General features: G+C 67.1%; 33 protein-coding genes. 16 read left to right on the top strand and 17 right to left on the bottom strand.

Features of this window, described 5'->3' with window-relative positions; translation table 11 throughout:
* Nucleotides 1-13 precede the first annotated feature (13 nt).
* Nucleotides 14-742: a hypothetical protein gene (locus ACYVLV_RS09665; RefSeq protein WP_460809474.1), complete on the bottom strand. Its 729-nt coding sequence runs from the start codon at nt 740-742 to the stop codon at nt 14-16.
* A gap of 767 nt (nt 743-1509) precedes the next feature.
* Here ACYVLV_RS09665 and ACYVLV_RS09660 point away from each other — a divergent pair.
* Nucleotides 1510-1686, top strand: coding sequence for a DUF6104 family protein (locus ACYVLV_RS09660; RefSeq protein ID WP_460809472.1), 177 nt, complete (start codon nt 1510-1512; stop codon nt 1684-1686).
* Nucleotides 1687-1811: 125 nt separating this feature from the next.
* The gene (locus ACYVLV_RS09655) at nt 1812-2447 is read left to right on the top strand and encodes an acetoacetate decarboxylase family protein (protein ID WP_460809470.1); all 636 of its coding nucleotides are present in this window, start codon (nt 1812-1814) and stop codon (nt 2445-2447) included.
* A gap of 27 nt (nt 2448-2474) precedes the next feature.
* Here ACYVLV_RS09655 and ACYVLV_RS09650 read toward each other — a convergent pair whose 3' ends face one another.
* The 3 genes from ACYVLV_RS09650 to ACYVLV_RS09640 are packed head-to-tail and all read right to left on the bottom strand — an operon-like array spanning nt 2475 to nt 5004.
* Nucleotides 2475-2699, bottom strand: a complete 225-nt coding sequence (locus ACYVLV_RS09650; protein ID WP_460809469.1) for a hypothetical protein — start codon at nt 2697-2699, stop codon at nt 2475-2477.
* Between the two features lie 34 nt (nt 2700-2733).
* Complete coding sequence (locus ACYVLV_RS09645) at nt 2734-3843, bottom strand: fatty acid desaturase family protein (RefSeq protein ID WP_460809467.1); 1110 nt, start codon at nt 3841-3843, stop codon at nt 2734-2736.
* A 51-nt stretch (nt 3844-3894) separates the two neighbouring features.
* On the bottom strand, nt 3895-5004 hold the full coding sequence (locus ACYVLV_RS09640) for a ferredoxin reductase (protein WP_460809465.1): 1110 nt from the start codon (nt 5002-5004) through the stop codon (nt 3895-3897).
* A 173-nt stretch (nt 5005-5177) separates the two neighbouring features.
* Here ACYVLV_RS09640 and ACYVLV_RS09635 point away from each other — a divergent pair, with 173 nt between their 5' ends.
* Nucleotides 5178-5795 carry a TetR family transcriptional regulator gene (locus ACYVLV_RS09635; RefSeq protein WP_460809464.1) on the top strand — a complete coding sequence of 206 codons (618 nt, stop codon included), beginning with the start codon at nt 5178-5180 and terminating at the stop codon, nt 5793-5795.
* Here ACYVLV_RS09635 and ACYVLV_RS09630 read toward each other — a convergent pair.
* Nucleotides 5773-7278 carry an MDR family MFS transporter gene (locus ACYVLV_RS09630; RefSeq protein ID WP_460809463.1) on the bottom strand — a complete coding sequence of 502 codons (1506 nt, stop codon included), beginning with the start codon at nt 7276-7278 and terminating at the stop codon, nt 5773-5775. The two genes, ACYVLV_RS09635 and ACYVLV_RS09630, sit on opposite strands and share 23 nt — an antisense overlap.
* A gap of 94 nt (nt 7279-7372) precedes the next feature.
* A complete protein-coding gene (locus tag ACYVLV_RS09625) occupies nt 7373-8389 on the bottom strand; it encodes a hypothetical protein (protein WP_460809462.1) in 1017 nt (338 codons plus the stop codon).
* A gap of 173 nt (nt 8390-8562) precedes the next feature.
* Between ACYVLV_RS09625 and ACYVLV_RS09620 the strand changes: the two genes are divergently transcribed.
* The gene (locus ACYVLV_RS09620) at nt 8563-10011 is read left to right on the top strand and encodes a hypothetical protein (RefSeq protein ID WP_460809461.1); all 1449 of its coding nucleotides are present in this window, start codon (nt 8563-8565) and stop codon (nt 10009-10011) included.
* Here the strand turns inward: ACYVLV_RS09620 and ACYVLV_RS09615 are convergent.
* Genes ACYVLV_RS09615 through ACYVLV_RS09600 form a run of 4 tightly spaced genes read right to left on the bottom strand, consistent with a single transcriptional unit; the run spans nt 10008 to nt 13327 of the window.
* Nucleotides 10008-10748, bottom strand: coding sequence for an SDR family oxidoreductase (locus ACYVLV_RS09615; RefSeq protein ID WP_460809460.1), 741 nt, complete (start codon nt 10746-10748; stop codon nt 10008-10010). The genes ACYVLV_RS09620 and ACYVLV_RS09615 overlap by 4 nt on opposite strands.
* Entirely contained in the window at nt 10745-11713 is a 969-nt protein-coding gene (locus ACYVLV_RS09610; RefSeq protein WP_460809459.1) for a zinc-binding dehydrogenase, read from the bottom strand. The genes ACYVLV_RS09615 and ACYVLV_RS09610 overlap by 4 nt, the downstream gene beginning before the upstream one ends.
* A gap of 10 nt (nt 11714-11723) precedes the next feature.
* A complete protein-coding gene (locus tag ACYVLV_RS09605; RefSeq protein WP_460809458.1) occupies nt 11724-12926 on the bottom strand; it encodes an NAD(P)-dependent malic enzyme in 1203 nt (400 codons plus the stop codon).
* A 53-nt stretch (nt 12927-12979) separates the two neighbouring features.
* Nucleotides 12980-13327: a S24 family peptidase gene (locus tag ACYVLV_RS09600; RefSeq protein ID WP_460809457.1), complete on the bottom strand. Its 348-nt coding sequence runs from the start codon at nt 13325-13327 to the stop codon at nt 12980-12982.
* Between the two features lie 45 nt (nt 13328-13372).
* Here ACYVLV_RS09600 and sodN point away from each other — a divergent pair, with 45 nt between their 5' ends.
* From sodN to ACYVLV_RS09585, 3 genes are all read left to right on the top strand, one after another.
* On the top strand, nt 13373-13774 hold the full coding sequence (sodN, locus tag ACYVLV_RS09595; protein ID WP_460809456.1) for a superoxide dismutase, Ni: 402 nt from the start codon (nt 13373-13375) through the stop codon (nt 13772-13774).
* Between the two features lie 155 nt (nt 13775-13929).
* Entirely contained in the window at nt 13930-14790 is an 861-nt protein-coding gene (locus ACYVLV_RS09590; RefSeq protein WP_460809455.1) for a hypothetical protein, read from the top strand.
* Nucleotides 14787-15140: a GntR family transcriptional regulator gene (locus tag ACYVLV_RS09585; protein WP_460809454.1), complete on the top strand. Its 354-nt coding sequence runs from the start codon at nt 14787-14789 to the stop codon at nt 15138-15140. The genes ACYVLV_RS09590 and ACYVLV_RS09585 overlap by 4 nt, the downstream gene beginning before the upstream one ends.
* A 137-nt stretch (nt 15141-15277) precedes the next feature.
* Here ACYVLV_RS09585 and ACYVLV_RS09580 read toward each other — a convergent pair whose 3' ends face one another.
* Nucleotides 15278-16045, bottom strand: coding sequence for a cyclase family protein (locus ACYVLV_RS09580; RefSeq protein WP_460809453.1), 768 nt, complete (start codon nt 16043-16045; stop codon nt 15278-15280).
* A gap of 42 nt (nt 16046-16087) precedes the next feature.
* On the bottom strand, nt 16088-16372 hold the full coding sequence (locus tag ACYVLV_RS09575; protein ID WP_460809646.1) for a CBU_0592 family membrane protein: 285 nt from the start codon (nt 16370-16372) through the stop codon (nt 16088-16090).
* A gap of 117 nt (nt 16373-16489) precedes the next feature.
* On the opposite strand from ACYVLV_RS09575, the gene ACYVLV_RS09570 reads away from it, so the two are divergent.
* Nucleotides 16490-17407 carry a LysR family transcriptional regulator gene (locus ACYVLV_RS09570; RefSeq protein ID WP_460809452.1) on the top strand — a complete coding sequence of 306 codons (918 nt, stop codon included), beginning with the start codon at nt 16490-16492 and terminating at the stop codon, nt 17405-17407.
* A 26-nt stretch (nt 17408-17433) separates the two neighbouring features.
* Here the strand turns inward: ACYVLV_RS09570 and ACYVLV_RS09565 are convergent, their stop codons facing one another.
* On the bottom strand, nt 17434-17736 hold the full coding sequence (locus tag ACYVLV_RS09565) for a hypothetical protein (protein WP_460809450.1): 303 nt from the start codon (nt 17734-17736) through the stop codon (nt 17434-17436).
* Nucleotides 17737-17819: 83 nt separating this feature from the next.
* Between ACYVLV_RS09565 and ACYVLV_RS09560 the strand changes: the two genes are divergently transcribed.
* Nucleotides 17820-18230: an ATP-binding protein gene (locus ACYVLV_RS09560; RefSeq protein WP_460809448.1), complete on the top strand. Its 411-nt coding sequence runs from the start codon at nt 17820-17822 to the stop codon at nt 18228-18230.
* A 1-nt stretch (nt 18231) separates the two neighbouring features.
* Nucleotides 18232-19002 (top strand): RNA polymerase sigma factor SigF, encoded by a 771-nt coding sequence (locus ACYVLV_RS09555; RefSeq protein WP_460809447.1) that lies wholly within the window; start codon nt 18232-18234, stop codon nt 19000-19002.
* 6 nt (nt 19003-19008) lie between these two features.
* Here the strand turns inward: ACYVLV_RS09555 and ACYVLV_RS09550 are convergent, their stop codons facing one another.
* Nucleotides 19009-19386: a hypothetical protein gene (locus tag ACYVLV_RS09550; RefSeq protein ID WP_460809445.1), complete on the bottom strand. Its 378-nt coding sequence runs from the start codon at nt 19384-19386 to the stop codon at nt 19009-19011.
* A 238-nt stretch (nt 19387-19624) separates the two neighbouring features.
* On the opposite strand from ACYVLV_RS09550, the gene ACYVLV_RS09545 reads away from it, so the two are divergent.
* Nucleotides 19625-19876, top strand: coding sequence for a WhiB family transcriptional regulator (locus ACYVLV_RS09545; protein WP_128219920.1), 252 nt, complete (start codon nt 19625-19627; stop codon nt 19874-19876).
* Nucleotides 19877-19918: 42 nt separating this feature from the next.
* Here the strand turns inward: ACYVLV_RS09545 and ACYVLV_RS09540 are convergent, their stop codons facing one another.
* A complete protein-coding gene (locus tag ACYVLV_RS09540; protein WP_460809442.1) occupies nt 19919-21403 on the bottom strand; it encodes a histidine kinase N-terminal domain-containing protein in 1485 nt (494 codons plus the stop codon).
* Between the two features lie 86 nt (nt 21404-21489).
* Between ACYVLV_RS09540 and ACYVLV_RS09535 the strand changes: the two genes are divergently transcribed.
* The 5 genes from ACYVLV_RS09535 to ACYVLV_RS09515 all read left to right on the top strand — a co-directional run bounded on the left by ACYVLV_RS09535 (nt 21490) and on the right by ACYVLV_RS09515 (nt 25126).
* Complete coding sequence (locus ACYVLV_RS09535; protein ID WP_460809440.1) at nt 21490-22371, top strand: DUF2785 domain-containing protein; 882 nt, start codon at nt 21490-21492, stop codon at nt 22369-22371.
* A 24-nt stretch (nt 22372-22395) separates the two neighbouring features.
* Nucleotides 22396-24093: an acetolactate synthase gene (locus ACYVLV_RS09530; protein ID WP_460809438.1), complete on the top strand. Its 1698-nt coding sequence runs from the start codon at nt 22396-22398 to the stop codon at nt 24091-24093.
* A 1-nt stretch (nt 24094) separates the two neighbouring features.
* Entirely contained in the window at nt 24095-24577 is a 483-nt protein-coding gene (locus tag ACYVLV_RS09525; protein WP_460809437.1) for a GNAT family N-acetyltransferase, read from the top strand.
* The gene (locus tag ACYVLV_RS09520; protein WP_460809436.1) at nt 24574-24987 is read left to right on the top strand and encodes a thioesterase family protein; all 414 of its coding nucleotides are present in this window, start codon (nt 24574-24576) and stop codon (nt 24985-24987) included. Before ACYVLV_RS09525 ends, ACYVLV_RS09520 begins: the two co-directional genes overlap by 4 nt.
* A 64-nt stretch (nt 24988-25051) precedes the next feature.
* Nucleotides 25052-25126 carry a 50S ribosomal protein bL37 gene (locus ACYVLV_RS09515; RefSeq protein WP_420830547.1) on the top strand — a complete coding sequence of 25 codons (75 nt, stop codon included), beginning with the start codon at nt 25052-25054 and terminating at the stop codon, nt 25124-25126.
* 129 nt (nt 25127-25255) lie between these two features.
* Here ACYVLV_RS09515 and rsrA read toward each other — a convergent pair whose 3' ends face one another.
* Together rsrA and ACYVLV_RS09505 are read right to left on the bottom strand one after the other, a co-directional pair.
* On the bottom strand, nt 25256-25528 hold the full coding sequence (rsrA, locus tag ACYVLV_RS09510; RefSeq protein ID WP_460809435.1) for a mycothiol system anti-sigma-R factor: 273 nt from the start codon (nt 25526-25528) through the stop codon (nt 25256-25258).
* Nucleotides 25525-26250 carry a sigma-70 family RNA polymerase sigma factor gene (locus ACYVLV_RS09505; RefSeq protein ID WP_460809433.1) on the bottom strand — a complete coding sequence of 242 codons (726 nt, stop codon included), beginning with the start codon at nt 26248-26250 and terminating at the stop codon, nt 25525-25527. The genes rsrA and ACYVLV_RS09505 overlap by 4 nt, the downstream gene beginning before the upstream one ends.
* Nucleotides 26251-26263 lie beyond the last annotated feature (13 nt).

The following is a 26263-nucleotide window of genomic DNA, read 5'->3' as shown; positions in this document are numbered from 1 at the left end:
ACCGGGGCGGACGTCAGCCGTTGGTGCCCGGAAACTCCTCGAGGGGTCGTGGGACGATCCGATCGGGAAATGCGCCCACCGTTTCGGGGTTCATAGACCCTCGGCACAGGGCACTGGCCACGATCTCGTCACCTCGAACCACCCCGACGTAGCTGAGGTTGGAGTTCTCGCTGGAACCGCGCACCCCCACGCGCTCTCCCCCCACCTCCCAGGGCATGGTCTGCACGAGGTCTCGCGTCAGATCGTTGCTGTCCAGGCTCGTGGTCAGAACGCCTCCCGGACACAAATCCTCGGCCGGAGTACCGTCCCCCTGACACACGATGTCAACGCCGAGGCTGGTGCATCCATTGGACCTGAAATCCAGGTTGCCGATGACCTCGGCGTCCGCCACCTGGGGCCACACCCAACGCACGCCCTCCAGCCCATAGGGCGGCGGACAATTCTCCAGCGATAGATCCCGAGAATCGTTCGGTACCACTTGCCCTGTCCAGCAGACCGTTTCGCCCGGATTGATCCGATCCGAGATCAGGACGACGGCGGTCACGAGACCCACCAGGGTGATCGCGGCGACCAGTGACGCACCGGCCAGGATCCAGGTGCGACGACGATCGGAGGGGCTCGGGGAACTCGACAGCGGGGACCGGACCGCCGATCCTCGACCGGCATCCGCGAGAGCCAAGCGTACCTGAGCCAGGTCCTGGTAACGGCTCAGCGGTTGGGCGGCCAAACAACCCGCGAGCACGGTCTCGATGGTGGCCCACGGGTGAGGCGCCCCCGCCGCCGGATGATCTCGCCCAGGCAACTGCGCTCCCGTATGTAAGGGGCCCCGGTCAGCATCGTCCCCAGAATGCCCCCGAGCGCGTAGATGTCCGAAGCCGCCGACACACGATGCCCAGCCCGGCGCTCAGGGGCCACGTAGGGATCGAGTCCAGGTGTCTCCCCGGGGACTGACAGTGGGCGGACCAGCACTTGCCATCGTCCGTCGAGCGACTCTCGGACCGCGACCGTGGTCGGATCGAGTCTTTCCTGAAAGACCCCCTCAGCCTGCAACGCGCCGAGGCCCACCGCGATATCGTCCAGAAGACGCACCGCTTGCGGCGCTGACATCGGACCTCGCTCGCGCAGGGTCTGGGCGAGACTCGTTTCGATTTCCCGTTCGTGCACGGTGAACACCCAGGGCCCGGACTCCCCCGTTTCCAGCACCCGCACGACGTACGGCGACTCTATGCGTGCCACAGCTGCTGCCTCGCGGAGCCAGCGGCTTCGGGTGGCCGGCTCCGGAAACGACGCCGCCGGGAAGAGAGTTAGTGCAACCTCCCGTTGGCGTTCACGGTCCCGGGCGACGTACTCGACCGCAACTCCCGCCGAGGTGACCGCACGCACCAGGTCGTATCGGCCGAAGGTGGAACCGGGGGTGGGATAGGGCGTCACCGGACCAGATTAGGCGAACACGAGCCACCCTCGACCCATCCGACACCGGTCGAGAGATCCCCCTGTCACACTGGGTGCATGTACTTCACCGACCGCGGGATCGAGGAGCTCCAGAAGCGCCGGGGTGACGACGAGGTCACCCTGGAGTGGCTGGGCGACCGGTTGCAGGAGTTCACCGACACCCACCCGGAGTTCGAGACGGCTGTCGAGCGGTTCGCCACGTGGCTGGCTCGTCTCGACGATCCGGACGACTGAGCAGCGACTTGCCGCTCCCTTCGAGATGGTCGTTCTCGTGCCCGCGAGACGACCGTTCCGCAGGGAGCGGGTCGTCCGGCGAGATCGACCCTCGCCGGGCCCTCGCTCGCACTAGCATCACGCGCATGACTGCTGAACCGACCTACGAGAAGCCTGCCCACATCACTTACCCCGCTGCCCCGTGGCAGATGAAGGGTTCGTTGTGGCTCTCGCTGTTCAAGGTCAGGGACGACGTCGACGAGGCCCGCCCGGCCGGGATCTACGGGGCCGCCTTCGTGAGCTATGAGGAGGGTCCCTTGACCTACTCCGAACTCCTGGTCGCCCGACCGATCTCCACCGAGGACCACGGTCGAAGGATCAACATCACCGACATCTGGGTGGACTCCCCCGAGTCGGTGGCCGGCGGTCGCGAGCTGTGGGCGATCCCCAAGGGTCTGTGCGACTTCACTCTCGACGCGGCGTACCGGGGCCCGGTCTCGACCACCGACTGGTCGGCGTCCTTGGGCGCCTCCCCTATCGCGCGTGCCAGCTTCACCGATCTGGGGAAGATCGCCCCCCGGCTGCCCTTCAAGGCCACCACCTGGCAGGCGGAACTCCCCGAAGGAGGCGGTGAGAAGACCGCCGTGATGAAGGGGACCTCCAAGCTCCTCCCCTGCCGGGGTCGTTGGGACTTCGCACCCGACGGGCCCCTGGGCTGGATGCGGGACGCGCGTCCGCTGCTCTCCGCCCGGATGACCCGTTTCAACATGTCCTTCGGCTGAGCCGGGGGTCGCCCGCCGCCGACCAGGTCAGTCCAGTTCGGGAGAGTCCCCGTCGCCGTGCTCGTCGGAGGCTTTCCGGGCGGCGTCACGGATCTCGTAGAACTCCGTGGCCAGACCGCCGACGGCTCCGGCGATCTCCTGGACCGCCTTGGTGACGATGACGGCGACTTGGCCGACCGTCGTGGCGGCGGCCTCGACGGTCGACTGGATGGCGTCCTTGCCGATCTCGGACTTGCTGAGGTGATCGCTCATGGCTTCATTGTGGACCCTGGATGGCTAGGAAGCCTCAGGCCACCAACGCGTCTTCGGTCACAACCGGTTCGGACTCGACCTTGGCAGTGCCGTTGGGCAGCGCCATCCGGCAGATCTTCTTGGCCACGCTGAACAACTGCTTGCCCAACGGACCGGCGTTGTAGGCGATGTCGTAGCGCTCGCAGATCTCCCGGACCTCTTCGGCGATCTGCGGGTAGCGGCGCGCCGGTAGGTCGGGGAACAGGTGGTGTTCGATCTGATGGGACAGGTTCCCGCTCATCAGGTGGAACAGCGGACCACCGGTGATATTGGCCGACCCCAGCAGTTGGCGGTAGTACCAGTGCCCCCGGGACTCGTTCTCGCACTCCTCCTCGGAGAAGGTCGCCACCCCGGCGGGGAAGTGCCCACAGAAGATGATGTTGAAGGCCCAGACGTTGCGCACGAGATTCGCGGTGACGTTCCCCGCGAAGGTGAGCGGGAACAGCGGCCCCGTCAGAGCGGGAAAGAGCAGATAGTCCTTGACGGCCTGCTTGCGGATCTTCTTCATCAGGCCCGGGTAGATCGGCTTGTTGTCCGCCATGGAGCGTTTGCCCGCCACGATGTTCTCCACCTCGAGGTCGTGCATCGCGACGCCCCACTCGAAGAACGTCATCAGCAGGAGGGCGTAGAGGGGGTTACCGAGGTAGTACGGGTGCCACTTCTGGTCCTCGTCCATCCGTAGGATGCCGTAGCCGATGTCGCGGTCCTTGCCCAAGATGTTGGTGTAGGTGTGGTGGATGTAGTTGTGCGAGTACTTCCACTGCTCACCGGGGCAGACGTTGTCCCAGTCGTATTTGCGCGAGCTGAGGTTCGGGTCACCCATCCAGTCGTACTGGCCGTGCATGACGTTGTGCCCGATCTCCATGTTCTCGATGATTTTGGAGATGCTCAGCGACGCCACGGCCAGCGGCCAGGCCGGCGGGAAGTAGAACAGTGCGCGGCCGGCGACCTCGAACTGCTGTTGCCGCTTCACGACGTTGCGAATGTACGCCGCGTCCTCCTCGCCGAGATCGGCCAGCACCCGTTGGCGGATGGCGTCCATCTCGGCGCCGAAAGCGTCGAGCTGTTCGGGGGTGAGCTTCGTGCTGGCGGTCGCTGTGGTCATGGTGATTCACCTTTCGGTTGGATGATCTCGACTGCGCTGATGCAGGAGTGGTCAGAGTTGGACGGAGCAGTCGCCGACGGGCGCGCTGACACAGACGCGGATGTCTTCATCGGGCAGCGAGGACTCCTCGCCGGTCAGGATGTTGCGCACGGTGCCCTCGGTCTTGGTGGCGGTGCAGGAGAAGCAGATCCCCATCCGGCAGCCGAACTCGGGCTTGAGTCCCAGCGCCTCCGCCTGCTCGAGCAGGGAGGCTCCGGTGTTCGCGGCGGCTTCGCCGGAGCGGGAGAAGCTCACCGAGCCCTCGGCGGTCCCGGAGGCGACCGTCGGAGGCTTGAAGAACTCGACCCGCAGGCGGCTGCTTGGGGCCGAGGTGGTGTCCTCGTAGGCCGCCTGCACGAGATCCACGAGAGCACCGGGGCCGCAGACCCAGGTGTCGGTGTCGCGGAAGTCCGGAACCAGGCGCCGCAGTTCGAAGTCGCTGAAGATGGCGTCCCCGTAGCGCAGGTGGACCTCCACGTCGTTGTCGTTCTCAGCGATAACGGACAGTTCCTCGGCGAAGATCTGGTCCTCGGGACCACGGGCGAAGTGCAGGAAGGTGACCTTTCGATTGGCGCGGTTGTCGTACCCGTCTCGGAGCAGGGTGCGGACCATCGACATGGCTGGCGTGATGCCCGAACCGCCGGTGATGAACAGCAAACGGTTGTTGGTCGGGGTCGCTGGGCTCTCCGAGAGGGTGAAGGCCCCCTCGGCCTGGCTCAGGTGGAGCATCTGTCCGGGTCGTGCCTCGTGGACGAGGTACTTCGACACCTGCCCCTCATCGTTGGCCCGGATGGTCAGGGTGATGGTCTCGCCCGGCATCGAGGCGGCCGAGGAGATGGAGAAGCAACGGGTCAGGCGCTTGGCGGTGCCGGGAAGGTCGATTCCGACCTGGACGTACTGCCCGGCGCGGTGGCCACGCCAGGTGCTGGTGGGTTGCAGGGTCAGCGTCGCCACGGGAGCCGTGTCGACTCCGGCGGTCTCGCGATGTACGGCGACCACTCGGGCGCGGACGTCGTGGGCGGCCCACATGGGGTTGATCTGCTGGAGGTAGTGGTCGACTCCGTGGGGCGTGGTGAGCGCAGCCAGGGTCTTGGATCTCACAATGGTCTCGAGCAGCGACATGGTCACTCCAAAGGGTTGGGAGGTTCGAGAAGATGAGGACGGTAGAGATACAGAGGAAAGTTTGAGTGTACGTGCGTACTCCGAAACTATCTCGCGCCGCGACCCCACGGTCAAGGACTGCGGCTTGTGTGCGTGCACACATGTTCACCAAGGAACACCCGTACACTGACGCCGTGACCGAGACCCGAGTCGAGCGCAAGGAGCGGACCCGACGTTCCATCCTGGACGCCGCGCTCCGCCTGCTGGAGGACACCAGCCTCGTCGCGCTCTCGCTGCGGCAGGTGGCCAAGGAGGTCGGGGTCGTGCCCACCGCGTTCTACCGGCACTTCGACTCGATCGAGGCCCTCGGGCTCGAACTCGTCGAGGAATCCTTCGCCTCCCTGCGAGCCGTGTTGCGCGACGTACGCCGCGGTGACCCTGCGCTGGAAGACATCGTCGACAACTCGGTGCGCCTGTTGGTCGAACACGTGCAGGGGCAGAGCGAACACTTCGCGTTCATCGTGCGCGAACGAACCGCGGGGCCCGCGGCGGTGCGCGTGGCCATCCGCCAGGGCATCGAGTTGTTCAAGCGCGAACTGGCCACTGATCTGGCCCACCTACCCGGCACGAACGCTTGGTCCAGTGACGACCTGCGGGTCGTGGCCACCCTGATCGTGAATGCCATGGTGGGGACCGCCGAGGCGTTACTCGAGACCACCAGCGAGGCCGAGGTGGCCGCGGTCGCCGAGTCGGCCAGGACTCAGTTGAGGATGGTCCTCATCGGAGCGCTCAACTGGCGCTCGAAGGCCTGACCCCTTCGGCCTGCTCCCCCGCGTCGGCGGTCTCGGCGTCGGGAACCTGCGGGCTCACCCGGGCGGGAAGCCGTAGGGCGATCGCCACCACGGCGATCGACAGAATGGCCCCCACCAGGAAGGCCAGCCGCATGCCCCCGATCAGAGCCTCGGTCGGATCGAGACCGGATTCTTCCAAGGCGACCGCACGGGTCGACATGACGGTGATGACCAGAGCGGTACCGAAGGCCGCGGCCACCTGTTGGAGAGTCCCGAGCATCGAACTGCCGTAGGAGTAGAGCTCCATGGGAAGTGACCCGAGACCGACGGTGAACACCGGCGTGAAGACCGCTGCGAGGGAGATCATCAACACCACATGTCCCGAAAGGATCTGCCAGTAGGGCATGTCCGCGGAGACCTGGGTGAAGACCGACAGCGAGGCCACGATGCCCAAGGACCCAGGAATCACCAGGACCCGGGCGCCGAACCGATCGAAGGTCCGCCCCACCGTCGGTCCCAGGAGCCCCATGGCCAGCCCACCCGGCATCACCAGGAGACCGGTCTCGAGAGGTGAGAGGAGGCGGACGTTCTGGAGATAGAGCGGCAACAGGATCATCGAACCCAACATCGCCATGAACGCCACCGACATCAGCGCCAGCGACAGCGCGAACGTCCGGACCCGGAGTACCCGTAGATCCATCAGCGGCACACTCTCTGCCCGCTGGAGTTGGCGTTGGCGGGCAAGGAAGACTCCGATGGACACCAGCCCGGCGAGCACCATCAGCAGAGGCTCCAACACTCCCTCAGCGCCGAATCGGCTCAAGCCGAAGACCAGCCCGCCGAATCCGAGGGCTGCGGCGACCACGCTGAACCAGTCGATGGCTCCAGGTCGTTGCTCACCGACGTTCTCGAGGGCGGCCAGACCGCGCCAGGTGATCAGAGCGGCGATCGGCAGAACGAGGGCGAAGATCCAGCGCCAGGAACCGAGTTGCAGGATCACCCCGGAGACCGACGGGCCGAGGGCCGGGGCCACAGAGATGGCCAGGGTGACGTTGCCCATCACCCGTCCGCGGTCGCTCTCGGCGACGACCGTCAGCAGTGTGGTCATCAGAAGTGGCATCATCACCGCGGTCCCGCCGGCCTGGACGACCCGGGCGAGAAGCAACACCTCGAAGGTCGGCGCCAGGGCGGCGATCGCCGTACCAAGGCAGAACACCGCCATGGCCGTGGCGTACGCCGCCCGCGTGGTGACCCGTTGCAGGAACCAGCCCGTCGTGGGGATGACCGCGGCCATGGTCAGCATGAAGGCCGTGGAGAGCCATTGGGCGGCCCGTTCGGTCACGGCGAAGTCTGTCATCAGCCGAGGGATCGCGTTGATCATGATCGTCTCGTTCAGGATCACGATGAAGGTGGCCAGGACCAGCAGTCGGATGACCAGCGGCGTGCGCCCATCACCGGCGGTCGGCGCCGAGGTGGGATCGGTGCTGGCTACGGGGGTCGGCACGAGCGGTTCCTTTGCTGGATTCTGAGAGGTCACGCCGTATTGACCGGCGGGCAGACGCTACTTCATCGGCTGAACCTGTCTCCACCCATTTACCTCAGCGAGGAACGCGCGCGTCGTCCTGATCGGCCAGGACCAGCGGCAATCCGGAGCGCAGCCCCACCGGGAGGATCGAGATCACCACCAGGGCGAAGAATCCGGAGATCAGTTTGTCGGCGGATGACGTCATCAGGTTGGAGAAGGGCACGGCCCCCGCGACGTTGCCCCAGGCTTCTTCGACAAGCAACCTGATGGTGATCTGGCCGGGCTCGAGCCGATCACCGACAACCGTCACCAGGATCGGTACGGCGACGACCGTGCAGGCGAAGGCGGTCATCAGGTTGAGCAGGAAGAAACGACCCAGGGTGCGGCCCATCCCCCAGGCGCGGACCCCGTAGCCCCAGACCAGTGCCCCGACGATGTTCACCAGCGCGAAGGGAATCGAGATCCACCCGCTACCGATGGCCCCGATCAGGTTGGTGGCCAGTCCGACCCCGGCGCCGCGCCACGGTCCCAGCGCGATCGCGACGATGGCGGTGCCCACCATGTCGAGGTAGATCGGGAACTGGAAGAAGTCCACGAACTCCCGCCCCACGAGGTTCAGGGCCACGCACGCTACGAGCAGCAGCACGACGTGCCGGGGCACGGTTGCGTCCGCCGCGGGTGGCGCCGGCGCGGGCTCCTCCCGCGCGCTCTCGGGAGCCGGCAGAGGGGCAGGGACGGGGTCCGTGGCGGGGTCCGGCAGGGCCTCCGTGGCGGGGGCCGTGACGGGCGGGCAGGCAGCCACCCATTCGTCGACCACAGAGGGATCGGCTCCCAGCACCCGCGCGAACTCTCGAACCAACGGCAGATTGATCCGGGATCGACCCAGGCGGAACGCGTCATGGACGCTGGACTTGGCGATGCGCGCCGCGTGCTCATCCATCCCGTCGGCGATGCGTTGGTCGATCAGTCGGCGGGTCATCTCGGCGTACGACGGTTCGTCCGCCGTGCGACGAAGGGCTCGTAGTTCTTCGATCAGGGGATCCCACCGGCCCCCCGCGGGAGGGCCAGGCGTGGTGCGTTCCGTGGTCACGGTTCCTCTGTTTCGGTCAGGCGCATCCGCGTGGGTGGCGGTTCTGCTCGTCCAGGATCGTCCAATCCTGACTGTTGTGACCGTATTTCCAACATTTCCGGGCTGTAGTTGTCCCTATCAATGCTCGGAAGCAACGCGCCGGCTCTACTCGGGGCCAGAGCCGGAAGGAATGCATGACACGGATCGACCAGTCCGCGCGGGAATCACACCACTCGACCCGGACCGCCTCGTGGGCTTCCGGGTCGCTGGCCGTGGTCCTGCCCGTCCGGGGTGCGCCTGCCGGTAGTCAGCCGATCGGGCCCCGCAACCCCCTGTGGACCCTGCGTTCGAGCACGAGGCCGACGACCAACACAGAGTCCCCGATCTCGATCGACGAAGCTCGTCTGGCCGCGATGAGGTCAGGCGTCGGGTACGTCGTCGTACAGGGCAGGGGATTGAAGAGGAACCGAGCGCTCGTCGATGCCTTCCCGCAGTCGAACGGATGTCTGGTTCAAGCCATCGAGATCTTCTCCTATGACGACGTGGAGGTGATGAGCTACGTCGTCCTCCACATCGTCCTCACGGCTCCCACCCTCGACGAGATGGCCGAGCGGGTGACGTGGTTCGTGGACCCCGGCACACGTTCGGAGCAGGCTTCGCGGCGCTGGTCCCACCTCAACCATCACGCACTCCTGCGCGCCCTGGGCTTCGACAGCCCGACCAGGCGCCGGCCCGACGACGTCCGTCCCTTCGTGATCAGTCATCTGGTGCCCGACGGCCGTTCGGCGCCGGAGCTGGCTACTGAAGAGGTGCCTGACGGCGCGCGACGGTCGGACGAGAGTTCATCGCACCCGGATGGGTACTGGCTCGGATCGACCTGGTGTCGGGCATCCAGGGCGGCCCTGGCTCTGATCGAAACCCGGAGGATCCAAAGTACGAAGGCAGAGGCTGGCACGACTGGCCGCCTCGACGAGCAGGTCTCCGCCCCCACCGATCGACACCTCGAGCCCGCGGTGCTCGAAGGATTCGCGCACCACGAGGCGGTGGACCTCGTCATCCTGGCTATGCGGCAGTCCGCGTTCCTGGCCCGTCACGCCGAAGCCCTGGCCAACGCCTGGGACATCGAACTCGACAGCGCGCCGACCACCCTGACCTCGGTCTTGATCACCAGTCAGGGAATGCGTGAGCAGGCGCTTGGATTCGACGAACGTCTCGCCGGGTTCCGGCGCGATCTGTGGCTCGACTTCGAGGACGGCGACGAAGCGGTCCACCAGACCTTCACCTCGGTGCAGAGTGCCCTCGGGCTACGCACGAGACTGCATGAGGTCGAAAGCGAACAGTCCGCCATCACCGAGGCCCTGATCGGGTCGGCCGACCACATCAGCCGCCGAGTGGCCGAACGCTACGGCGAGATCCCCACGGAGAAGTCGTTCGGCTTGCCGTTGCGCACCCAACTGGTGGAATCCGCGCTGTTCGTGATCGTGGCCCTGGGGATGACCCACGCCGCGTCCCAGGTGAGGCACGGAGACAGCGGCCCGGCTCCCTACTTCTGGGTCGCCCTGCTCGTCACCGCCGGCGCCTTCCTGGGCCTGTGGGCCGTCGGACGCATCGTCGTCTGGCGCACCGAGCAGCGCGGCGACTAGTTGCCGGTCGGTTTCAGGACCACGTCCGGCATGACGGCGTCAGGGGCCAGATCCAGCGCCGACAGAATCGTGGTCGCCACCGTTTCGGGTTGGATCCAGTCGGCGGCGTCGTAGTCCTTGCCCTCCTGGTCGTGCACCTTCTGCTGCATGGGAGTCGCGGTCCGCCCCGGGTACACCGAGGTGACCCGGACCCCGTTCGGAGCCTCCTCGGCGCGCAGCGAGTCCGCCAGGGCCTTCAGCCCGTGCTTCGAGGCGGCGTACGCCGACCACGAGGGGTGAGCGAAGAGCCCTGCCCCGGAGTTCACCAGGACCACGGTCCCGCAGGCGGCACGCAACGCCGGGAGAGCCGCCTTGGTGAGGAGCGCCGGCGCCACGAGGTTGACCATCACCTGATCGGTCCAGGCGGAGGCGGACAGATCGGCCACGGAGCCCAACTCGACGACGCCGGCGCAGTGAACCACCGAGTCGAGCCGGTCAGGCACGTCGAGGGCCTCCAGAGCCGAGGCATCAGCGAGATCGACGACCAGGGGCCGACTCCCGGGCAGTGCGTCGGCCAACTCCTGGCCGCGTTCCTCGTTGCGGGCCACGACGTGGACCTCGTCGCCCCGATCGAGCAGGGCACGCGCCAGCAGGAACCCGATTCCGGACCCGGCGCCGGTGATCAGGTGGGTCTTCACCGAGCGCTCCGTCATCGGGTGCTCCGTCATCGGGTGCTCCGTCATCGGGTGCTCCGTCATCGGGTGAAGGCGATCTTCCCGAACACATCCCCCGAGGCCATGGCCGCGAAGCCTTCGGCGGCGCGCTCCATCGGGATCTCTCGGTCGATCAGCGGCCGGGCCCCGGTCGCGTCGAGCATCGTCACCAGGGAGGCGAGCTCGTCGCGGGTGCCCATGGTGGAGCCGATAACACTGAGCTGGAGGAAGAAGATCCGGGTCAGCTCGGCGTCATCGAGCTTGGGCCCGGAGGTGGTTCCGGAGATCACCATCTTGCCGCCAGGACGCAGGGAACGGATCGAGTGCGACCAGGTCGCCTTGCCGACGGTCTCCATGACGGCGTCGACCTTGATGGGCAGTCGAGCTCCGGATTCGAACACCTCGTGGGCGCCGATCTCCAGCGCCTTGGCGCGTTTGCCCTCGTCGCGGCTGGTGGCGAGCACCCGCAGCCCGGCGGCACGGGCCAGGGTGATCAGAGCCGTCGCGACGCCTCCACCAGCGCCCTGGATCAGGACGGTGTCGCCGGCCTTGAGGTCTCCGCGGGTGAAGAGCATCCGGTAGGCGGTCAACCAGGCGGTGGGCAGGCACGCGGCCTCGGCGAACGAGAGGGAGGCGGGTTTGGGCACCAGGTTGGCCCGCGGGACGGCGACCTTCTCGGCCATCGATCCCTGGAAGCGCTCGGAGAGCAGCGAGCGGCGCGGGTCGAAGGTCTCGTCACCAGTCCACGAGGGGTCGCTGATGACGCCGTGGACGACGACCTCGTTGCCGTCCTCGTCGATCCCTGCGGCGTCGGTGCCGAGGATCATCGGCAACTGCTCCTGCTTCAGGCCGACCCCACGCAGGGAGAAGAGGTCGTGGTGGTTCAGCGAGGCCGCCTTGACGGTGACGGTGGTCCACCCCTCCGGGACCTCGGGATCGGGGCGTTCGCCAATGACCAGTCCGTCGAGGGGTGATTCGGGCGAGAAGGATTCGGCGTAGATAGCAAGCATGATGCCGACTCTAACGCGTGGGGAGTCCGGTGATCCGAGCCACTCCGTCACGCCTTGCCGCCTCGGAAACGGCCGCGGCGACCGCGGGCCCGACGCGCGGGTCGAACGGCGAGGGGATGATCAGGTCCTCCGCGAGGTCGTCTCCGACGAGGTCGGCCAGGGCCGTGGCCGCCGCCACCTTCATGCCCTCGGTGATCGCGGTGGCGTGGACGTCGAAGGCGCCCCGGAAGATCCCGGGGAACGCCAGGACGTTGTTGATCTGGTTCGGGAAGTCCGAGCGGCCGGTGGCCACGACGCGTGCGTGGCGACGCGCGATGTCCGGGTGCACCTCGGGGGTGGGGTTGGCCAGGCCGAAGATGATCGCGTCGGGCGCCATGGAGGCGACGTACTCCTCCGGGACGGTGCCCCCGGAGACGCCGATGTAGACGTCGGCACCGTCCAGCACGTCGGCCAACGTGCCCACGCGGCCGTAGCGGTCGGCGGTGTCGACGGCCAGAGCCCGCTTGACCGGGGTCAGGTCGCCGCGCTCGGAGTTCAGCACACCCTTGCGGTCGGTCACCGCGAGATCGGTGATGCCGGCCTCCAGCAGGATCCGGGCGACCGCGACGCCCGCTGCGCCGGCGCCGGAGATGACGACCCGGGTCGTGCCCGGATCGCGACCGGTCAAGCGCAGCGCGTTGGTCAGGGCGGCCAGGACGACCACGGCGGTGCCGTGCTGGTCGTCGTGGAAAACGGGGATGTCGAGTTCGGCCTTGAGCCGTTCCTCGATCTCGAAACACCGTGGGGCGGAGATGTCCTCGAGGTTGATGCCACCGAAGCTGGGGGCGAGTCGGCGCACCGTTTCGATGATCTCGTCGGTGTCGGTGGTGTCCAGGCAGATCGGAACCGCGTCCACTCCGCCGAACTGCTTGAACAGCACGGCCTTGCCCTCCATGACCGGCATGGCCGCGGCGGGGCCGATGTCACCGAGTCCGAGAACCGCGGTGCCGTCGGTGATCACGGCGACGGTGTTCGGCACCCACGTGTAGTGCTGGGTCAGCGACGGATCGGCGGCGATGGCCTCGCAGACCAAGGCCACACCCGGGGTGTAGGCCAGGGCCAACGCGTCGGGTCCGTCGACCGCGACGGTCGAGACCGTTTCCAGTTTCCCGCGGTGGTGCAGATCGAAGACGGGGTCCCCGGCGTACGGGTGAGAGGAATCAGCGGTGGCCACGAGGACTCATCCTGTCATAGGGCGCCACAACGCACCCGCTGACGGGGAATGAGTCAGATCACAGACGGAGCGGCTCCGATCCGGCCCGGCCGGGGCCACACCCGCGCCAGGACGACGGCGCGGAGATCGCTCTCGTGGATCGGGCCACGGTGTCGCGAGTCGACGCCCTGCGCGGGATTGTCGCTCAGCAGCCACCAGCCCGAGGTACGCCGCTCCACCGCGCGCTTGACCACGAGCGCCCCGTCCGGGAACCGCGCCACGACCAATTGACCCGGTCGCGGCGTACGTCCGTAGAGCACGAGCAACCGGTCGCCGTGGTTCAACGTCGGGTTCATCGAGGCGCCTGTGACGATCGCCCAGCCGAGGGGTACTGGAGAGACGGGAGTTGATGCTGGCTTCACGCCGAGTAGTGTCCCAACTACCTATCCGTCTACGAGAGGACCCGCATGTTCGCGCGTTTGTTCGCCCCCACCGTCGAGGTCTCCGCACACTGCGACCTGCCCTGTGGTGTCTATGACCCCGCTCAGGCTCGCATCGAGGCCGAGTCGATCAAGGGCATCATCAACAAGGTCGCCGACAACGACGACCCTGACTTCCGCACCCGCGCCATCCTGATCAAGGAGGAGCGCGCCGAACTGGTCAAGCACCACCTGTGGGTGCTGTGGACCGACTACTTCAAGCCCCCTCACTTCGAGAAGTACCCGCAGCTGCACGTCCTGGTCAACGAGGCCACCAAGCTCGCCGGCGCCTCGGGCGCCAAGGGCGCCCTCGACGCCGATGTGGCCGACCAGCTGCTGGCCAAGATCGACGAGATCGCCGAGATCTTCTGGGAGACCAAGAAGGCTTGAGTTTCTCGAGCTAGAGGCTGAACGCCCCCGGACCCGATGGGTCCGGGGGCGTTTCGCTGTTCGAAGCTGCGACCCGCACCACCACCGCTGACCGAAGACAGCTTTGTATTGATACGTTTGCGTCAAGCATTGACACAACAAGACGAGGTGCGGGTATGACGTTCACGATCTACATAGCGGGGCTTCTTCTGATCTACGGCGTCTGCATCTTCGCACTGGTCAGAGCCACCAGAAAGAACGCCGAGAGCGACTTGCAGGCGTTCGCCGCCACGGTCCCGGCCCCCCTGACCCCTGCCGTGCGGCAGTGGCTGGCGCCGCAACTCCTCCGACGTTCCTACTATCCAACAAGCGGAGGCCTCATGGGTTTGGCGGCCCCCCTGTCCCCCTTCGCGTCGGGGTGGGAGGAGGTGCCCTGGTACTGGTTCGCCGGGCTTCTCGGTATGGGCGCCGGATTCACCGTGGGCACTCTCGTGGCCGGGTACCGCACCGCACCTCTCCTCGACGGGCCGGTCCGCACGGTGGATCCCGCTCAGCGTCGACTCTCCGACTACCTCGACCGACTACACGTCGTGCGCTTGCGCTTGGCCGTCATGGTCTCGACGTTCGGTGCGGTCCTGACCGTCGCCATCTGGGCATCCACCGACTCAGCGTCAGCCCAGCGCGCGCTTCTCGCGTGCGGTCTCGGGCTCGTATTGGTCGGAGCCCACTACTGGGTTGCCGCGGTGGTGATCGCGCGGCCGCTCGTCGCCAGCAACTCCGACGGGCTGCTCTGGCAGAAGGCGCTCCTGGACAAGACGGTGAACCCGATGTCCGGTAGCGCTTTCCTGGTCGCGGTGTTCAGTGCCGCCATCGCGCTCTACTCGGTCGCAGTGAATTATCGCGACATTCCGTCCGCCACGCTGCTGCTCGGCGGGAGCTATGCACTCTTCGCCGGGGTGTCCGCGATCTACGTGCTCGTGGTGGACAACCGAAGGTTGCATGAGTCGATGGCCCGTTCCGGCAACACGATGCCGTGAACATCTCCGTCGACACGGCATCAAGCATTCCGCCTTACGAACAGCTACGAGCGCAGATCGCATCCCTGGTCACCAGTGGCACGCTGCCTGCGGGAACGCGCCTGGCTCCCGTGCGTCAGATGGCCGCAGACCTGGGACTGGCTCCGAACACCGTGGCCAGGGCCTACCGCGAACTCGAGGCCGACAGCGTCATCGAGACCCACGGCCGACGAGGAACCTTCGTTCGGTCCTCACGCCCCTCGACCCCCGAACTTCACGCCCTCGTCGCCGAGTACGTCGCGAACGCCCGCGCCCTCGGCCTGACCTGCCCGGAGGCGGTCACCTTGGTGGAGAACCACTGGACCAGTTAGTGGTCACGGAGTTCGATCTGCAGCATCGTGACGCAAGAAGCGCCTCGAAGCCCCGGCAGATGGCGCTTTTTGCGACACGAAGGGACGATCGCCCTCCTGCTCGCACCGGCCGACTCGAGCCAGTTCGTTGAGCGGCCTCAGCTTCGGTCGACGATCGCGAAGACCCGTGCCGGGAAACCGGATCCCTCGTGAGGCTTGGGCCACGTCGCCACGACGAGGGCGCCGGTCGACGGCACCTCGTCGAGTCCGGCCAACATCTCGATCTGCCACTTGTCAGCGCTGAGGATGTAAGTCTCGGCCGGCGCAGTTCCGCCGCTCACGACGGCACCCGGGTCGGTGTCGGTCGTGTCGTGGCCGATGGCCGTCACGCCGCGGTCCTCGACCAGGAAGGTCAGCGCTTCCACTCCCCACCCGGGGTAGTGGGCGACACCCTCCGCATCCCGGTTGGCCATGGCCTCGCCGTCCGGCCAACGTGCGCACCACCCTGTGAACAGCGCCACGAACGCGCCCGCCGGGATCTCTCCGTGCTTGGCCTCGTGGGCTTCGAGGTCGGCGACCGTGACGGTGTGGTCGATGTTCGCCGCGACCTGACGGCGTACGTCGACGACCACCAGCGGCAGGATCATGTCGGTCACCGGCAACTCGTCGAGGAAGCGGCCGCCGCGCGCGAAGTGCGCGGGCGGATCGACGTGGGTGCCCCACTGCCCGATGTGGGTGAAGCGGTGCGCCAAGAAGCCCGTGCCGGTCGAGCCCACCCCCTCATCAAAGTGGAACAACGTCTCGCGCTCCTCGTCCGGGAAGGCGAAGTAGTGCGGGATACCCGGCCCGAAGGCGTGAGTGAGATCGATCCACTCACATTTATGGAGGCGGGCGAGGACATCGGCAAGCGATACGGAGTCAGCCATACCACCAGCCTAGGTCGGAAGACCGCCCGCTCGAGGCCCGACTTACGCGGCGGCCCGGAAGTCAGCCGAACCCACCACTGGCCTGTCTATGTTGACCCGACCCAGGCGCCCCACCAGAAGCGACCTCAGACCGATAACGAGCCAGAGGGCGTTCAGACAGGCCGGCGCCCAAGCGCCCGAGACCGCACAAGACAGACCCAACATCGTTGCTCCGGCAACGTTCAACATCTGGAAGCACGTCGAGTCGGGTGCGACTCGCCGCAGCGACACCATGACGTACCCGCCCGCCACCAGCAAGCCGCCGAGCCACCCAAGAACCGCAAACACGAACACCGCACACCATCTCCCTGATCACACCACCCACGCGGACGGCAGGCTCAGTCTCAGCCCTCGCACCGTGCACGTCTAGTGAACAAAACTGCAGCGATGATGCATGATCAGTGAATGGACGAACTGGGTCTGCGCCGACTACGCATGTTGCGGGAAGTGGCTCATCATGGGGGCGTCACGGCAGCCGGGCTCGCCATGCACTACGCCCCCTCCGGCATCTCCCAGCAGATCAAAGCACTCGAGAACGATCTCGGGGCCGCCGTACTCGAGCGAAGCGGTCGGGGGGTCCGGCTCACTGAGGTCGGCCGGATCCTGCTCGAGCACGCCGAGATCCTGCTCGGCGCCGAACAGGAGGCCCGTGCTGCGGTCGAGCGCGCGCGCGGCACCCTCGCCGTCGAGCTCCGCGTCGGCGTGTTCTGCACGGTGGCGGCCAGCCTGATGCCGCGGGTCATCGCAGACCTCGCTGCCCGCCATCCCGAGGTCCGCCTGACGACCCGCGAGACCGATCCCGACGATGCTCCCTTGGATCTTCGCCACGGACACCTCGATCTGGCCTTCCTCCTCGACTACCCAGACGCCCCGGAGCCCTGGATGTCGGGCCTCACCCTGGTTCCCGCCGGCATGGACGAGGTCCACCTCGCGGCACCCGCGGGGTGGTTCAACTGCACCCGGATCGACCTGGCCGACCTCGCGGACTGCGACTGGGTCATGTCGGGGCTGGACAACTACTACGGCCGGGCGATGCGCAGCGCCTGCCGACAGGCGGGCTTCGACCCGCGGGTGGTTCATGAAGTCGATGAGCAGCCCACCGCATTGGCCATGGTGGCCGCCGGCCTCGGGGTCACCCTGATGTCCGACCTCGGCCGCGCCTTCCTCCCGGCAGAAGGTGTCGACGTCCTCGAGATCGCCCAGACGGTACGCCGTCAGGTGCTCGTCGCCTGCGACCAATCAGCGGACTCCCGGCCCGCGGTGTCGGCCTTCCTGCAAAGCGTCCGCCGCAACGCCCGAGCCGCCGGACTCTCGCAAGGGTGAACACGCCCCATCGTCGGAGGGGTCAACTACTGCGCCTCGCGCCGCTCGTGGAGACGTTGCTGCGCCTCTGGCAGGAACGCCAGACACGGGGCATCGACGTCGGGGTGGCTCTCGTGCAGGTGGAAGATCCACCGATCCATCGCGGCCATGAACCCGTTGTCGCCGCCGGGCCGATAGACCGACCACGGGCGGTCGCCCTTGCCCGTGCACTGCGTGCAGGCGATCTTGTAGAGGAACTGCTGACTTCCGTCGACGTCGATGACGACCTTCGCGAGAGGGCCCGCCTGAGCGGCGGCCTTGCGGACTCGGGCGGAGCGACTCGCAACCATGACGCGAGGCTACGGGACCGGCCACTCACCCTGCTGCGCAGTAGGGTCAGCCAGAATCGAACCCTGAGCAAAGGAGGGCGAGCATGGCGCAGACCGATCCGAACGCCCGATCGGACAAGACCGATGTCGATCTACGGCTGCCCGCCGACAGCGCCTACCTCTCGGTGGTGCGGACGACCGCCGCCGGCCTGGCCGCCCGTCTCGACTTCACCATCGACGACATCGAGGACCTCCGGATGGCGGTCGGAGAAGCCAGCGCCATCGTGTTGTCCATGGCCGAACCGGACTCGGATCTGCAGTGCGGTTTCCATCTCGAGTCGCGTCGAATCACCGTCTCGCTGAGCGTCGACGCAGCCACCGGATCAGCGCCCGACTACGACGACTTCGCGTGGCAGGTACTCACGACCCTGGCCACCGCTACGGTCGACAACGACACCGGACGGTTCACGGTGACGCTGGCGCTCACATCAGCGGTCGGCGCGACTGGCGTCTGACATGGATCTCCAGCTCATCCGGGCTCGAACCGCCGAACACTTCTCGGCCCTGCAGGCTGAGCACGCCGACGACGCTCAGCGCGGGTCGGCGCGGGATGCCTTGGTCCACCTGCACCTCCCTCTGGTCGAGCATTGCGCCAGACGATTCGGGAACCGTGGGGAGCCGCACGAGGATCTCGTCCAGGTCGGCACCATCGGCCTGATCAAGTCGATCGACCGCTTCGACGCCGAGCGCGGTGTGGAGTTCTCGACGTATGCCACCCCCACCATCATCGGCGAGATCAAGCGCCACTTCCGCGACAAGGGCTGGGCTATCCGCGTCCCCCGGCGCTTGCAGGAGCTGCGGGCGCAGATCACCGGCACGGCGGCTGAGCTGACCCAGCGGCTGGGCCGCTCACCGACCCCCCGAGAGCTGGCGGAGGCGATGGGCTGCACGGTGGAGGAGGTCGTGGAGGGTCTGGAATCCGGGAACGCCTACGCCACGCTCTCGCTCGACGCCGCCGCCGACGCAGACCGAGGCAGGGCCGCCAACATGCTCGACTCCATCGGGATCGACGACGCCGGCCTCGAGCACGTCGACATTCGCGAATCCATCAAGCCGCTGCTCAACCGGCTCGACGCCCGCGAGAAGCGCATCTTGATGCTCCGGTTCTTCAAGAACATGACTCAGTCCCAGATCGCCGAGGAGATCGGCATCTCCCAGATGCACGTGTCACGCCTACTCACCCGCACGCTCGACAGCCTGCGGGAGTCTCTCGACCAGGACGGGTGAGATCGCTCAGATCGGCTCGTCGGAGAGGGCCTCGACACTCGCCGCGTTCAACATCCCGGCAATCACCACCACGGCCGAGACCGCCATGACGACAGCGATCAAGGCAAACGAACGAAGGTTCCAGGCCAGGCCGAGCTGAATCAGTTGGGTGATCAGGACAGGTCCGCGCGCCCAACCCTGCCGACGGGTCAACGCGTACGCCGCGAACAGGAGCACCGCTCCGTAGGCCAAGAAGAACGCCGAAGTGGTCACCCCGATCGACAGCCGGTCCTTGTTCACGTTCACGATCTCGACTCCGGCGAGGATCACCAGGACCATTCCCTGGATCGCGGTCAGCGAAGCCGCTACGGTCAAAGGCGGTGGAATGGCGGGTCGTTTCGTCACCGGGTCACCCTAGTCCCGGGTGGGTCAGGGGCCGCCATACCGGACCAGGACCCGCACCGCGCGGTTTCTAAGAATTAACCTTTGTGACCCAACGAACCTGCCAAAAGGCTTGATTGGGAGCCCGATAGTTGAAAGTGTGGCGGAGCGCTCGTGAAATCGTTCACTTACGCGATGACGAGAGAGCCCGCAGGCCTGAGAAACCCCTGCCTGCACGCAAGCAGAAAGAGAGCCACCAGCCATGGATTGGCGTCACCGTTCCGCGTGCCTCGACGAGGACCCGGAATTGTTCTTCCCGATCGGCAACACCGGTCCGGCCATCCTCCAGATCGAGGAGGCCAAACAGGTGTGCCGTCGTTGTGACGTGCGCGAACTGTGCTTGTCCTGGGCTCTCGAAGCCGGTCAGGACCACGGAGTCTGGGGCGGTCTGAGCGAGGACGAGCGCCGGGCGCTCAAGCGTCGCAACGCCCGAGCCCGCGTTCGCACGGCCTGAGAGGACCCTGCAACAACGATCAACGAGGACCGTGAGGGCACGTCAGCGCTCGATCGGTACCTCGATCTGGGCTGAAGCACCGCCGCTGGGTGCTGGCCCCAACTCGAATCGACCGCCCATCTCCGACTCCACCAGGGTTCGGACGATGGACAGACCCAGGTGGGTCGTGGTGGTGAGGTCGAAATCGTCGGGTAGACCCCGACCATCGTCTTCGACCCGCACCGTCAAGGTGTCTCCCTCTCGCTGGGCGACCACCGCGATCTCACCGGTCACGGACGGGTCGTCGGTGTCGAAGGCATGCTCGACCGCGTTCTGAAGTAGTTCGGTCAGCACCATGGCCATAGCGGTCGCCGTCTCCGAAGGGAGCGTTTCGAAGCTGCCCTGGCGGTTGATCCGCACCTGACCCGACACCGCGCCCATGTCGCAGACCAGCCGACCGAGTCGATCGGCGATATCGTCGAACTCCACCGTCTCCTCGACCGCTTCGCTGAGCGTCTCGTGGACGATCGCGATGGTCCCCACGCGGCGTACCGCCTCCTCCAGGGCCGCACGCGCCGAGCCCGCCACCTCCGGGTCGATCCGCCGGGCCTGGAGGCGCAGCAACGCCGCCACCGTCTGCAGATTGTTCTTCACCCGGTGGTGGATCTCCCGGATCGTGGCGTCCTTGGTCACCAGCTCCCGGTCCCGGGACCGGAGATCGGTGACGTCGCGCAGCAGGATCAGGGCCCCGAGGTGGTCATTCTCGTCCCGCAACGGGATGGACCTCAGGATCAAGGACACCTCATCGGTCCCGATCTCGGTGTCACGATGAGCGCGACCGCCGAGCACCGCACTGAGGGTCTCCTCGTCGGGTCGTCGGCGTGGGGGAACCAGATCACGGGTGAGGTCGGCCAACGAAAGCCCGGCGAGGTCCCCGTTCAGCCCCAACCTCCGATAGACCGACAAGGCGTTGGGACTGGCGTAGATCACCCTCCCTGCAGGGTCCACGCGAAGGAAGCCGTCACCCACCCGTGGACTGTCGGCGTGGTCACTGCGCTGGCCGGGCGCCGGGAAGTAGCCGGCCGCGATCATCGACGTCAGGTCGGCAGCGGCCTGGAGATAGGACAACTCCAACCGACTCGGCGTCCGCACCCCCAACAGATTGGTGTTCCGGGCCACCACCGCGATGACGCGCCCGGCTCGTCGTACCGGGATCGTCTCGACCCGCACCGGCACCTCGTCGCGCCACTCCGGGTCGCCCTCGCGGACCAGCCGACCCTGGCCGTAGGCCTCGTCGATCATCGGTCGCCGACCGGCCTCCACGAAGGTCCCCACCACATCGTCGACGTAGGCCGTGGGCCCCGTGGTCGGGCGCATCTGTGCTCCGGCCCAGAAGCCGCGCCCCGTCCGCTCCGGGAGCCACAGCACGAGATCGGCGAAGGAGAGGTCGGCGATGATCTGCCAATCGGCCTGCAACAACTGCAACCATTTGATGTCGGCCGGGACCAGATCGGTATGCGCACGGGCCAGATCGGTCAGGGACACCACTCCCCCACCGTAGGGCACATCACACCGGCACCTGACGTCAGAGATCGGTGTGCGTGATCCTCAGGATGGTTTGGCAAGATGCAGACATGTCACTCTCGGACCGGACGATCTCCAGCGAGGTACTCGCAGGTTGGGAAGAGATCACGCAGCAGGGTCACCGCGTGCCGACGCACCGAGCCCTGCCGGATCTGACCGCCGAACTCACGGTCATGCTCGCCGACCCCGACCCCCATATCCGTGCCGAACTCGCCTCCACCACCCTGCGGACCTGGATCGGACAGGGCGTGTACGACGACCTGTTGGCCGGGCTCGGGGACGGCATGGCCACCGGGCTGAGTGTGGGACTCGGCGAAGCCGAGGGGGACGGCGTGTTCCGCCGCAGCTACTCCGCCCGCGTTCTGGCCGCCTGCATCGACCGCGACACCGCCACTCCCACCGTTCCCGACTCGCAGATCCTGCTGTGGGGTGACCGGTTGGCCACGTGGCTGCTGGGTGAACGCGATCTGCGGGGCTTCATCATCGACAAGGGCTGGGCCCACGCGGTCGCGCACGGCGCGGACGCCCTCGGAGCCCTCGGCGCTTCTCCGCACCTCGGCGGAGCCGAGCAACAGGTCATGCTCGACGTCCTGGCGGAGCGACTGACCATGCCCACCGAGGTCCTGCTGACCGCCGGTGAGCCCGATCGCTGCGCCGCCGCGGTGTTGCGCATCCTGCGGCGCGAGGAGATCACCGGCGTCGAACTCGAACCGTGGGTCGACTCCCTGGTCCGTGCTGCTGAGGCGCGCCCCGACGGTGCCGACCCGACCCATCCCGACGAGGTCGCAGCGGCGAACGTGCAGTCGTTCCTGCGCGCTCTCTACGTGCTCCTGTCGTTGAGCACCCCGGCGCCGGCGGTGCGCGCCGACCTTCTCCTTCTGCTGGTCGACGCGCTTCGCCGTACCAACGCCTCCCACCTCGAGCCCAGCTGATCGGGCAACAAGTAACCTGCCGTCATGAGCGATGACGTGACCCCTGACACAGCCTCCCCGACGACTCCCGACGGCACCGTCTCGGGCCACAGCGGTGTTCTCGCCGTGGCGGCCGCCCGAGCCCACGGCGTGGAGACCATGTTCACCCTGTCGGGCGCCCATGTGTTCCCGATGTACGACGGCGCCGTGAAGGCCGACCCGCCGATGCGCCTGCTCGACGTCCGCCACGAACAGACCGCTGCCTTCGCAGCCGAAGCCACCGGCAAGCTCACCCGGGTGCCCGGGCTCGCGGTCCTCACCGCCGGGCCGGGCGTCACCAACGGCGTCAGCGCGATCGCGCAGGCACAGTTCGCCGGGTCACCGATGGTCGTCGTCGGCGGTCGCGCACCAGCCAACCGCTGGGGCTCGGGTTCGCTGCAGGAACTGGACCAACCCCCGATCGTGCAGTCGGTGTCCAAGTGGGCCACGACCCTGCACACGGCCGGCGACGTACTGCCCGGCATGAACCGCGCCTTCCAGGAGGCGCGTTCGTCCCATCGTGGCCCGGTCTTCGTCGACGTGCCGATGGACGAGTTCTTCCTTGACGCCTCGGGGCCCGCCCCGACCGGTGGTCCGGTCCGCGGGCAGGATCCCGACACCGACGTCCTGGACCGCATCGCGACCCTCCTCGCCAAGGCCAGCCGTCCCGTTCTCATCCTGGGCACCGATGTCTGGGCCGACCACGCCGAGGTCGCGGCACTGCGCTTCGCCGAAGCGGTGGGGATCCCGTGCATCACCAACGGGATGGGCCGGGGCATCATCCCGGGCGGGCACCCCCTGCTCGCCACCAAAGCGCGGGGCCAGGCGCTCGGTGGCGCCGACCTCGTCGTGGTGGTCGGGACTCCCCTCGACTTCCGGCTCGGCTACGGCATCTTCGGGGGCAAGGAAGAGGGCTCGGCACCCGCCCGGGTTGTCCACATCGCCGACTCTCCCGGCCAGATCAGCACCCACGCAACGCTGGAAGAGGCCGTCTCGGGCGACCTCTCCACCGTGTTCGACACACTCGCCGCGACGATGGACCGCGGCAACAAACCCGACTGGTCGGCCTGGACCGCCACCCTGCGGGACACCGTGGCCTCGGCCACCGAGCGGGACGCGAAGATGTTGAGCGCCGAGGCCGACCCCATTCACCCCGCGCGGATCTACGGCGAACTCGTCCCTCGCCTGGCCGAGGACGCCATCGTGATCGGCGACGGCGGCGACTTCGTCAGCTTCGCCGGGAAGTTCGTCGAGCCCAAGCGTCCCGGTGGCTGGCTCGACCCTGGCCCGTACGGCTGCCTCGGTGCCGGTCTGGGCGCCGCGATAGCGGCCCGACTGGCACGCCCCTCCGCGCAGGTCGTGGTGCTCTTCGGAGACGGCGCCGCCGGATTCTCGTTGATGGACGTGGACACCCTGGTCCGGCACAACCTGCCGGTCGTCATGGTGATGGGCAACAACTCCGCCTGGGGGCTGGAGAAGGGCCCGATGCAGATGCTCTACGGCTACGACGTGGTCGCAGACCTGGCCGACCAGACCCGCTACGACGAGGTCGTCAAGGCTCTCGGAGGGGCCGGGGAGAAGGTCACCGACCCCCGCCAGATCGGACCCGCTCTGGACCGGGCGTTCGCCGCCAACGTGCCGTACCTGGTCAACATCATCACCGACGTGGAGGCGGCCTACCCGCGCAGCACCTTTGGCATCTGAGGTGGAACTGCGCCGCATCAGGGCCGAGGAGTACGCCGCCGTGGGTGACCTCACGGTGGCGGCCTACGAGCCGTTCCTACTCGGCCCGGAGGACTTCTACATCGAGCGGCTCCGGGACACCGCCGTGCGCGACGAGCAGGCCGAGGTGTGGGTCGCTCTGCTCGACGGGGTCGTCGCCGGGTCGGTGACGATCTGTCCCCCGGGCTCCCTGTGGCGGGAGATCGCCGACCCGGGTGAGGGTGAGTTCCGGATGCTGGCCGTCGACCCCGTCTACCGGGGCCGTGGGGTCGCCCGCGCGTTGACCACCCTGGTCCTGGACCGTTGTCGTCGGGAGGGGGATCACTGCGTCGTACTGTCGAGCCTCGACCGGATGACGGCCGCCCACGGGCTCTACGAGAGTCTGGGCTTCGTCCGGGCCCCCGACCGCGACTGGCAACCCCAGCCGACGGTCTCCCTCATCGTCTATCACCGGGAGCTCCCATGACCACGCACAGCGACCTGAGCGCATCCCTCACCTTCACCGTCACCGAGAACGACACCGCGCTCGCGGTGGGGTCGGGGTCGCTGCCGGTGCTGGGCACCCCCCGGCTACTCGCCTGGTGTGAGGCGACCACCTGCGCCGCGATAGAGCCCGCCCTCACCGAGGGCGCCACGAGCGTCGGCACCAGGATCGCCCTCGAGCACAGCGGTGCGAGCCTGGTGGGGCAACTCGTGGAGGTCAACGCCTCCGCGTCGTACGTCGACGGGCGTCTGCATCGGTTCACCGTCGCGGCACGTCACCTCGAAGCCGGGGCGGATCCCTCCTTGGCCCCCACCATCGGCAAGGTCGTGGGCACCGGTGAGATCACCCGGGTGGTGGTGGATGCCGAACGGTTCATGGGCCGACTCGGCTGAGCCGATTTCGCGTCGCAGCCCCGGGCTGGGATAGTGGCCCTTGACGTCGATCCAGGAGGACACCATGGGCAAGACTGGCCGCAAGCGCCGCTCTCGTCGGAAGAAGGCCGCGAACCACGGTAAGCGTCCCAACACCTGAGCGTAGAGCCACCAGCAACACGGTTCGAAGAAACACTCTTGACAAGGAAGAGCCCCAGCCATTCGGCTGGGGCTCTTCCTTGTTCTGCTCGGTCGGGTTCTGCTCGGTCGGCGCGTTGGTGCCGGAGCGCTACTCCCCGATCTGGACCTGGACCGCACGGATGCGCAGCAGCACCCTCGCGCGCAGGTCATCGGGGGCGGCCTCGGAGCAGGACCGCGCCACGACCGTCTTCACGGTTCGTTGCAGGTCGTAGCGCACCAGGCAGGGGTTGCAGGCGTCCAAGTGGTGCTGGACGGCGGCACAGTCGGCGTCATCGAGCTCGTTGTCGATGAAGTAGACGATTCGCTCGAGATACTCGGCACACTCCGCTGAGGAGGGTTCGTGCTCGTGGCTGTTGCTCATGACTTGCCACCCTTCCCGACCGTCGCTGCAGGCAGCAGGTCGTTGGCTCGCACATGGTCGGACAACATGTCGCGCAACTGACGGCGACCTCGGTGCAGTCGGGACATGACAGTGCCGATCGGGGTGTCCATGATCTCGGCGATCTCCTTGTAGGCGAAGCCTTCGACATCGGCCAGGTAGACCGCCAGGCGGAACTCCTCGGGCAGACGTTGCAGGGCGTCCTTCACCTGGGAATCAGGCAGATGCTCCAGCGCCTCCATCTCGGCGGACTTCAGCCCGCCGGAGGAGTGGGATTCGGCCCGCGCCAACTGCCAGTCCTCGACATCCTCGGACATCGATTGCTGAGGTTGACGCTGCTTCTTGCGGTAGGTGTTGATGAAGGTGTTGGTCAGGATCCGGTAGAGCCACGCCTTGAGGTTGGTGCCCGGCTTGTACTGGTGAAAGGCGGAGAACGCCTTGGCAAACGTCTCCTGGACCAGGTCCTCGGCGTCGGTCGGATTGCGCGTCATCCGCATGGCGGCGGAGTACAACTGGTCCAAGAAGGGCAGCGCATCACGCTCGAAACGTAATGAGCGTTCCTCGGGGGACTCGGTCGCCACGTCCACGTCGCCGGTGTCGAGCGGGGCGGAAGGGCTGGGTTCGGTCACGGAGTCAGTCATCGTCCCCCACTGTAGGTCGGCTCGCTCCACGACGGGTCGGGGCCTTTCGAGTAATGCGGTCACGGAGGTGGAACAC

Source organism: Nocardioides salsibiostraticola (assembly GCF_054783655.1).
This window is presented reverse-complemented; position numbering and strand designations above follow the sequence as displayed.

Excerpts from the sequence above, each read along its gene's own strand:
- ACYVLV_RS09650 (WP_460809469.1), bottom strand. The coding sequence starts at position 2,699 with ATGAGCGATCACCTCAGCAAGTCCGAGATCGGCAAGGACGCCATCCAG.
- ACYVLV_RS09660 (WP_460809472.1), top strand. The coding sequence starts at position 1,510 with ATGTACTTCACCGACCGCGGGATCGAGGAGCTCCAGAAGCGCCGGGGT.
- ACYVLV_RS09615 (WP_460809460.1), bottom strand. The coding sequence starts at position 10,748 with ATGACGGAGCACCCGATGACGGAGCACCCGATGACGGAGCACCCGATG.
- ACYVLV_RS09555 (WP_460809447.1), top strand. The coding sequence starts at position 18,232 with ATGGATCTCCAGCTCATCCGGGCTCGAACCGCCGAACACTTCTCGGCC.
- sodN (WP_460809456.1), top strand. The coding sequence starts at position 13,373 with ATGTTCGCGCGTTTGTTCGCCCCCACCGTCGAGGTCTCCGCACACTGC.
- rsrA (WP_460809435.1), bottom strand. The coding sequence starts at position 25,528 with ATGAGCAACAGCCACGAGCACGAACCCTCCTCAGCGGAGTGTGCCGAG.
- ACYVLV_RS09620 (WP_460809461.1), top strand. The coding sequence starts at position 8,563 with ATGACACGGATCGACCAGTCCGCGCGGGAATCACACCACTCGACCCGG.
- ACYVLV_RS09580 (WP_460809453.1), bottom strand. The coding sequence starts at position 16,045 with ATGGCTGACTCCGTATCGCTTGCCGATGTCCTCGCCCGCCTCCATAAA.
- ACYVLV_RS09565 (WP_460809450.1), bottom strand. The coding sequence starts at position 17,736 with ATGGTTGCGAGTCGCTCCGCCCGAGTCCGCAAGGCCGCCGCTCAGGCG.
- ACYVLV_RS09530 (WP_460809438.1), top strand. The coding sequence starts at position 22,396 with ATGAGCGATGACGTGACCCCTGACACAGCCTCCCCGACGACTCCCGAC.
- ACYVLV_RS09520 (WP_460809436.1), top strand. The coding sequence starts at position 24,574 with ATGACCACGCACAGCGACCTGAGCGCATCCCTCACCTTCACCGTCACC.
- ACYVLV_RS09640 (WP_460809465.1), bottom strand. The coding sequence starts at position 5,004 with ATGTCGCTGCTCGAGACCATTGTGAGATCCAAGACCCTGGCTGCGCTC.
- ACYVLV_RS09610 (WP_460809459.1), bottom strand. The coding sequence starts at position 11,713 with ATGCTTGCTATCTACGCCGAATCCTTCTCGCCCGAATCACCCCTCGAC.
- ACYVLV_RS09645 (WP_460809467.1), bottom strand. The coding sequence starts at position 3,843 with ATGACCACAGCGACCGCCAGCACGAAGCTCACCCCCGAACAGCTCGAC.
- ACYVLV_RS09535 (WP_460809440.1), top strand. The coding sequence starts at position 21,490 with ATGTCACTCTCGGACCGGACGATCTCCAGCGAGGTACTCGCAGGTTGG.
- ACYVLV_RS09590 (WP_460809455.1), top strand. The coding sequence starts at position 13,930 with ATGACGTTCACGATCTACATAGCGGGGCTTCTTCTGATCTACGGCGTC.
- ACYVLV_RS09560 (WP_460809448.1), top strand. The coding sequence starts at position 17,820 with ATGGCGCAGACCGATCCGAACGCCCGATCGGACAAGACCGATGTCGAT.
- ACYVLV_RS09570 (WP_460809452.1), top strand. The coding sequence starts at position 16,490 with ATGGACGAACTGGGTCTGCGCCGACTACGCATGTTGCGGGAAGTGGCT.
- ACYVLV_RS09655 (WP_460809470.1), top strand. The coding sequence starts at position 1,812 with ATGACTGCTGAACCGACCTACGAGAAGCCTGCCCACATCACTTACCCC.
- ACYVLV_RS09545 (WP_128219920.1), top strand. The coding sequence starts at position 19,625 with ATGGATTGGCGTCACCGTTCCGCGTGCCTCGACGAGGACCCGGAATTG.